At 51.5% G+C, this 7,536-nt stretch carries 6 protein-coding genes; 3 read left to right on the top strand and 3 right to left on the bottom strand.

Annotated features, from left to right (window positions below):
- Positions 1-1,709: cobaltochelatase subunit CobT (gene cobT, locus ABNT28_RS08985; protein ID WP_348721425.1), on the top strand; the 1,709-nt coding region annotated here is incomplete at its 5' end.
- A gap of 71 nt (positions 1,710-1,780) precedes the next feature.
- Here cobT and rpmB read toward each other — a convergent pair.
- The gene (gene rpmB, locus ABNT28_RS08980) at positions 1,781-2,068 is read right to left on the bottom strand and encodes a 50S ribosomal protein L28 (protein ID WP_332925037.1); all 288 of its coding nucleotides are present in this window, start codon (positions 2,066-2,068) and stop codon (positions 1,781-1,783) included.
- Between the two features lie 219 nt (positions 2,069-2,287).
- On the opposite strand from rpmB, the gene ABNT28_RS08975 reads away from it, so the two are divergent.
- Positions 2,288-2,653 (top strand): ribbon-helix-helix domain-containing protein, encoded by a 366-nt coding sequence (locus tag ABNT28_RS08975; RefSeq protein ID WP_332925038.1) that lies wholly within the window; start codon positions 2,288-2,290, stop codon positions 2,651-2,653.
- On the opposite strand, the gene ABNT28_RS08970 is transcribed toward ABNT28_RS08975, so the two are convergent.
- Positions 2,619-3,704 (bottom strand): quinone-dependent dihydroorotate dehydrogenase, encoded by a 1,086-nt coding sequence (locus ABNT28_RS08970; RefSeq protein WP_348721424.1) that lies wholly within the window; start codon positions 3,702-3,704, stop codon positions 2,619-2,621. The genes ABNT28_RS08975 and ABNT28_RS08970 overlap by 35 nt on opposite strands.
- On the bottom strand, positions 3,701-5,332 hold the full coding sequence (locus ABNT28_RS08965; RefSeq protein WP_348721423.1) for a lysine--tRNA ligase: 1,632 nt from the start codon (positions 5,330-5,332) through the stop codon (positions 3,701-3,703). Before ABNT28_RS08965 ends, ABNT28_RS08970 begins: the two co-directional genes overlap by 4 nt.
- 192 nt (positions 5,333-5,524) lie before the next feature.
- Between ABNT28_RS08965 and ABNT28_RS08960 the strand changes: the two genes are divergently transcribed.
- Positions 5,525-7,536, top strand: a 2,012-nt coding sequence (locus ABNT28_RS08960; RefSeq protein WP_348721422.1) for an ATP-dependent DNA helicase, incomplete at its 3' end; no start/stop codon positions are given.

The following is a 7,536-nucleotide window of genomic DNA, read 5'->3' as shown; positions in this document are numbered from 1 at the left end:
TGCCACCAACCGCAACCGCCGCGCAGAAAGCAAGCCTGCGAGGTGCCGCCGATGGCGCGGCTTTATGGATTGCGCATCATGATCCAAAGACACATAAGCAACATTGCCCAAATCCCGATGGTGCCAAGGCAATCTTTGAATCTGCCGAACGCGCCCGTGTCGAGGCGATTGGTGCGAATGATCTTGCCGGCGTTGGTGAGAATTTGACCGCTGCCTTGAACCAGCGATATGAAAATCGCCAGATCGAAGCACCGGGTAGCGCTGATGAGGCGGGCATAGCCGAAGTCGTAAGGCTATTGTTGCGCGAGGAGCTGACCGGCGCCCCACCACCGCAGAATCTGTCGATGGTGATGGATTTATGGCGCCCATGGGTAAAATCACGCGCTGGTGATCTGCTCGACCAGTTAGAAGCCACTATTGGCGATCAAACCCAGTTTGCCGAAATCTCACGTCGCCTGATTGGTGCTTTGGAAACCGATCTTGGTGACGCGTCGTCAAATCCGGATGACGATGCCGATGAAGGCAGTGATGAAGATGATAGTGGCGATAGCCAGAGCGATCAGGATGGTGAGCAGTCCGCCGTTGGCGAAGACCAGTCCGAAGGCGAAGACAGCCAGTCAATGGATGATGCTGGTGATGCCGGATCCTCGCAAGAGGGCGAAATGGGCGAAGCAGATGGATCCGAAGAAGGCATGTCGGACGGCGAGTCACCCAATGCGGATATGACAGGTCATAATGCAGATCGAGGCAAGGCCGATGATGCTTACCGCACATTCGAAACCAAATTTGACGAGATTGTCTCAGCCGCCGATCTGTGCGATGCGGAAGAGCTTGATCGTCTGCGTACAATGCTTGACCGGCATATGGAAAATGTGACGTCGGTGGTTGGCAAGCTGGCCAACCGACTGCAACGGAAATTGATGGCGCATCAAAACCGGTCATGGGATTTTGATCTTGAAGAAGGCATTCTGGATGCGGCAAAACTGCACCGCGTTGTAACCCAGCCATTGAGCGCGCTATCCTATAAACAGGAACAGGACACCAAATTCCGCGATACGGTTGTGACCTTGCTTCTGGATAATTCCGGATCGATGCGCGGGCGTCCAATCACCATTGCCGCCGTTACAGCCGATATTCTGGCACGCACACTCGAACGATGCGGCGTCAAGGTTGAAATTCTGGGCTTTACCACACGCGCATGGAAAGGTGGCCAATGTCGTGAATTATGGCAGCAGGCTGGCAAACCAGCCGCACCAGGACGCCTGAATGATCTGCGCCATATCATTTACAAGCCAGCCGATGTGCCATGGCGGCGGGCACGCAAATCACTGGGTTTGATGTTGCGTGAAGGCATTCTGAAAGAAAATATCGATGGCGAGGCGCTATTATGGGCGCATGAGCGTTTGCTTGCGCGCACCGAAGATCGCCGTATCATGCTGGTCATTTCTGATGGCGCGCCTGTTGATGATTCGACCTTGTCGGTCAATAGCGGTAGCTATCTGGAACGACATCTGCGTGAAGTGATTGCCTATATCGAAGGACGCTCGCCTATCGAATTGCTAGCTATCGGTATTGGACATGACGTCACCCGCTATTACCGTCGCGCGGTCACCATAACCGATGTCGATCAGCTAGGTGGTGCTGTTGTCGGTCAGCTTACTGACCTATTTGACGAAGACACCGCACGGCGCGGCAAAAAGGTTGCCTAAACAGCTTTATGTACCATCAAAACAAAACCCCGCCAAAAGCGGGGTTTTTAAATTCATAACTATATTTGGATTTATGACTTGGCTTGTGCCGCCATCATTTCGCGTTTCAACAAGCGTGCTTCATCGGCAAGTTCCGAATTACGTGCCTGCATCAAAAACGCATCAATACCACCATGCTTTTCAACAGTGCGGATAGCGCTTGTCGAGATACGCAGACTGATCTTGCGATCCAGAATTTCGCTTTGCATGCTTGCCTGCTGAAGGTTCGGAAGGAATCGGCGGCGCGTGCGGTTGTTTGCGTGACTGACATTGTTACCAGCCATGACAGTTTTACCAGTGATTTGACAGCGTTTAGCCATGATAAGCCTCGGTATTTTTCAAAAGGGTCAAACCGACGTCAATAATCACGTCGAAGTGATGCGTGGGTATAGGCTAGCTATGCTCTAACGTCAAGTATCAAAACAAATCAGTACAGTTCCCCACATCGCATTTTAATTGGTGCGCTTAGCTTTTTGTTAATTCTTTTGGCTTAATATTAATCAAAGGAATAATTCAAAAAAGCAATTTGGTGAGACAAAATGATACAGAAACGACAAAAACGGAATGTCCGACTAGCCCATCTACGCACCACCATCGTTCTGGAACCATATATCTGGGAATGTATTTCGGATATTATGCAACGCGAATCGATTGATCTGGACTGGTTTTGCCAGGAAATTGACAAGCGTCGTCAATTTTCCAGCCTTGCCTCATCAATGCGCATCGTCACACTGTTCTATTTCAGGCTTTTGGCGCACTCATATGAAAACAGTATGAAAAAACAAAAGGCTGGCACCCCCATTCTATCCGCGCCAACGACAGCAAGAAACCCCGTTGATCATTTGAAAAGCGATAATCTCAGATCAGCCTTTAATCGGTTTGCGCGCAACGAAAAGCGTGTGTAATCGCAGCCTTTGCATCAGGTATTGTGCCACGCACTGCCGCAACAGTGCGGACACCATCTTTTTGTAAAAGCGCGGCAAGTTCATGTAAAATACGGCTGGCAATCAACGGCCCGTCTAATGCCAGTCCTGAATAAAGTTGAACAAGATCAGCACCAACCAGAATTTTGGCATAGGCCTGCCATCCATGTGCAACACCGCCAACACCAATAATAGCTATCCGGCCTTTGCCTAGCTGTGCGATTCGCGCCAGAACATCTGTCGCCATATTAAATAACGGCTGTCCAGAAAGCCCGCCATTTTGCATTGCATGTCGGTCACGCAAACTATCAGGGCGGCTAATTGTGGTATTGGTGGCAATGATACCATCAACCCCAGCCGAAACGCAGTGATCGACAATCAATTCCAGATCAGCCTGTTCAAGATCGGGAGCTATTTTGAGAAAAATCGGACGCGCGACACCAGCTTCCTGCATGCCTGTTCGCGCTGCCTCTAGCAAAGATGCCAGATGTTCCGATGTTTGTAAATCGCGCAAGCCCGGCGTATTTGGCGAAGAAATGTTCAAAGTCACATAATCGGCAAAACAGGCAAGACGGGCGACCGCAACACGATAATCCTCGGTTGGGTTTGCGCTGGTCTTATTTGCCCCGACATTAACACCCAGAATCCCTGCATAGTCGCGAATCCGCGCCAGATTCGCCGCTGCCACTTCCATACCAAGGCTGTTAAACCCATAACGGTTAATGACCGCCGCATCCTGTGGTAGCCTGAACACACGCGGTTTAGGATTCCCCGGTTGGGCAAGCGGGGTGATTGTGCCAACCTCTACATGGCCAAAACCTAGCCCCATCGCACCTTTGTAACAGGCCGCATTTTTATCAAACCCAGCCGCAACGCCTAATGGGTTAGCAAAATCAAGGCCAGCAAGCGACACTGGCAAGGATGGTACATCCGGACGCGGGCCAATATTGGCTTGCAACGTTCGGACTGCCGCAATATGTGCGGCCTCAGGTGGCAATAGACGGGCGGCAGATGCAGCAAGACGCCAGATCAATGAGCATCCTCCACTGATCTTTGATCTGCTGCTTTATCAGCTAATTTTCCCGCCAGTGCATCATCAATAAGTTGTAGTGACTTATCGCGGCCATAAAGGGCAAAAAATGATCCCATACGTGGGCCTTCGGACTGCCCAAGCAAAACTTCATATAGGCAAATAAACCAGCTTCGCAGATTTTCATATTCAGCCTGTTTGCCGGTGGCATAGACCGCTGACTGTATATCCTCGGCAGGCGCATCGGCAGGCAGTGCGCGAATCGCATCAGCAAGCATTTGTATCTGTCCGCTTTCGGCGTCGCTCGCCAGACGATAGGTTTTTGTTGGCCGCACCAAATCCTGATAGTAATTCACCGCATAGCCGATCATCCGATCAAGTGCTGGATGTGTTTCAGCACTAACCCCATCGGCATAATCACTGACATAAGCCCACACCACCGAAGATTCTTCGGCATGGCATACCGCTGCCAGATTCAACAGCAAGGTAAAGGTCACAGGCAAACTGGCCGCCTCGGGAACACCACTATGGATATGCCAGACTGGGTTTTCGACCTGCGCATCAACTGCCTGTTCGGTGATCTTGCCAAGATGTTGGTAATATTCATCAACCGTCTTTGGGATCACATCAAAATGCAGGCGTTTCGCACGTTTTGGCTGGGCATACATGAATAATGACAGAGCTTCGGGACTGCCATAACGTAGCCATTCATCAATCGACAGGCCATTGCCTTTTGACTTTGAAATCTTTTCGCCATTCGCATCAAGAAATAATTCATATGTCAGGCCGGCAGGCGGCGTCGCGCCAAGTGCGCGCACAATTTTGGATGATTGCGTGACCGAATCTGTCAGATCCTTGCCATTCATTTCATAATCGACGCCAAGCGCATACCAACGCATCGCCCAGTCGCATTTCCACTGTAATTTGCAATGGCCTCCTGTCACCAGACTTGTCTGTTCTGCGCCTGTTTCGGGATGCAGATAGGTGATGCTGTCAGTGGCAATATCCTTTGCAATCACCTTGGCCTGAAGCACACGGCCTGTATCAGGGCAGATGGGAAAGAACGGGCTATAGGTCGCCTGACGTTCAGCCCCCAATGTGGGCAACATGATTTTCATGATATCATCATAATGTGCCAGCACATCACGCAAGGCATCATCAAATTTGCCAGACATATAACAGTCGGTCGAACTGACAAATTCATATTCAAAACCGAACGAATCTAGAAATGCCTGCAAGGCTTCATTGTTATGCGCGCCAAAGGATGACGCCGTGCCAAACGGATCTCTCACCTTGGTCAACGGCATATGCAAATAAGGCTCCAGCTGTTTGGGATTCGGAATGTTATCTGGAATTTTGCGAAACCCATCTAGATCATCAGAAAAACAGATCAGCCGGGTTTTGGCACCTGTCAGAGTTTCAAAAGCATGCCGCACCATGCTGGTACGTACCACCTCGCCAAAGGTGCCAATATGCGGCAGACCCGACGGCCCATAACCGGTTTCAAAAATGACCGCATCCTTGTCAGGGCCACCCATCTTATCCAGCCGTTTTGCCAACATTGTGGCTTCGGCGAATGGCCATGCTTTGGCATTGCGGACAATATCCATCATTTCATTCAAATCGGTCATCAGATGCTCATTTTTAACTTGGCGTCACCAACAAATAGGGGACGCAATCAAACTGCCGTCAAGCTAGGCAAAGCCTTGGGTAAGGTCAAGAGCGATCACACTGACTGATAAGGGGTAAAATACCGTTTTAACCACCTATCTGGCATCGCAAGGCTAGCTTGTACTGGCTTGGCGGTCTATATCAATAGAGTCATGCAGGATATCTTCTCGTCACACCCTAATGAGGTACCCGAATTACACAGCGCGCCTGTGTTCTATCCGCATGGATCACATCTGATCTGGATTTCCAAAAATGGTGAGATCACCGAGCTGGATCGCACCGCGCTTGGCCATAAACTGGCGCGTGATGCGGTGCTATTATGCCATCGTCGCTGGAGTAGCGCACGGGCAGGCACCGATATAACCCGTGCTCTAGATATTATGGAATTATTTGCCTTTGTGCGGCCAGCGCGTTTCTGTTTGCCAACACCTGTCGGGCTGGCATCACAAATGGGGCTGGCGCGGCCACAAAATGGGGATGCAATGGCGGCGCTTTTACCGCAAGTTGCCTTTATGCTGCTAGACGAGCTGGCAAGTGCCGCACCATCTGCACGAAAGGAAGCAGGTGAAATTGCGGCAATGATGACCGCTGGGGGTTGGACATGGGGGCCAATTATATTGTCACATCTGGGGCTGTCTCCCCAGAAACCAGAGCCACCAGATGGGCGCAACGCGGCAATATGGAATCGGCTACCCGAATATACCGATTACACACCACAGATTGATCCTGGCACACAGCCTGTTTTGCCTGATGCGGCGCGCGAACGGCTACAGGATATGCTGGGACAAAGCGCAGAAATGCGTGAAAGCCAGTCGGATTATGCCGCCGCCATCACAGCCAGCTTTGACCGCCCAGACGCCGGACCTGCACCAACATTGGTGCTGGCTGAAGCTGGCACAGGGACAGGCAAGACATTGGGTTATCTGGCACCTGCATCCCTTTGGGCGGAAAAGAACGGTGCCGCCGTATGGATTTCCACCTATACACGTACGCTGCAACACCAGATTGCGGCCGAACTTACCCGTCTGTATCCCAATGCCGAAACGCACGCTCAAAAAGTTGTTCTGCGCAAAGGACGGGAAAATTATCTTTGTTTGCTGAATCTTGAAGAAGCACTGGGGACGATGCCAGGGCAACCACGTAATGCTACCGCATTGGGCTTGATGGCACGCTGGGCAGGGGCAACAAATGATGGCGATCTGACAGGTGCCAGCTTTCCGGCATGGTTGATGGATTTGCTAGGGCGCGCCCAGACAGTTGGTCTGGCTGACCGACGTGGTGAATGCGTACATGCGGCTTGTGCGCATTATAATAAATGCTTTGTCGAAAAATCGACCCGCAGTGCCAAGCGTGCCGATATTGTCGTGACCAATCATGCGCTGGTGATGATCCATGCTGCCTATGCCAGCAATGATGACCGGCGACGGCCAACGCGATATGTTTTTGATGAAGGGCATCACGTATTTGATGCGGCTGACAGTGCCTTTTCCGCTTATCTTAGCGCTGGTGAAACGGCCGAATTACGGCACTGGATACGCGGCGGTGAAGATGGACGGCGGGGACGTGCACGCGGCTTGAAACGGCGCCTAGAGGATTTGATTGCTGGTGATAATGCGGCGATGGCCGATCTGGAAGCCGCTTTGGAATTTGCCCGTGATCTGCCAGGTCAGGGCTGGCAGAAACGATTATCAGCGTTTCAGCCATTGGGACCTGCCGAAAGCTTTTTCATGCATGTACGCAACAGCCTTTATGCGCGCGCGGCTGATCCCGAAAGCCAATATGATTTACAAACCGAACTGCATCCAGCATCGGATGATTTATTAACATCGGCCAATGAATTTGCCGATCGACTGCACCATCTGCTGGTGCCGCTTAACAATCTGGCCAAACGACTCAAAGCCTTGCTTGATGATAAAGTTGATGAGCTGGACAGCGCTGCGCGCGCGCGGATCGAGGGCGCCATTCGCGGTTTAGAGCTGCGCGCGGCAGGGCCGGTTAATGCCTGGCAGCTGATGCTGGGCGATGTGTGTGATGGACAGCGTGATGGCTTTGTTGACTGGTTGCAGATTGACCGGATCGAAGGTCAGGATCGTGATGTTGGCTATGCCCGTCATTGGCTTGATCCTACCATTCCCTTTACCGCTGAGGTGCTGGATGGGGCACA

It is taken from the genome of uncultured Candidatus Puniceispirillum sp., from assembly GCF_963979125.1.
Lineage (GTDB): Bacteria > Pseudomonadota > Alphaproteobacteria > Puniceispirillales > Puniceispirillaceae > Puniceispirillum.
This window is presented reverse-complemented; position numbering and strand designations above follow the sequence as displayed.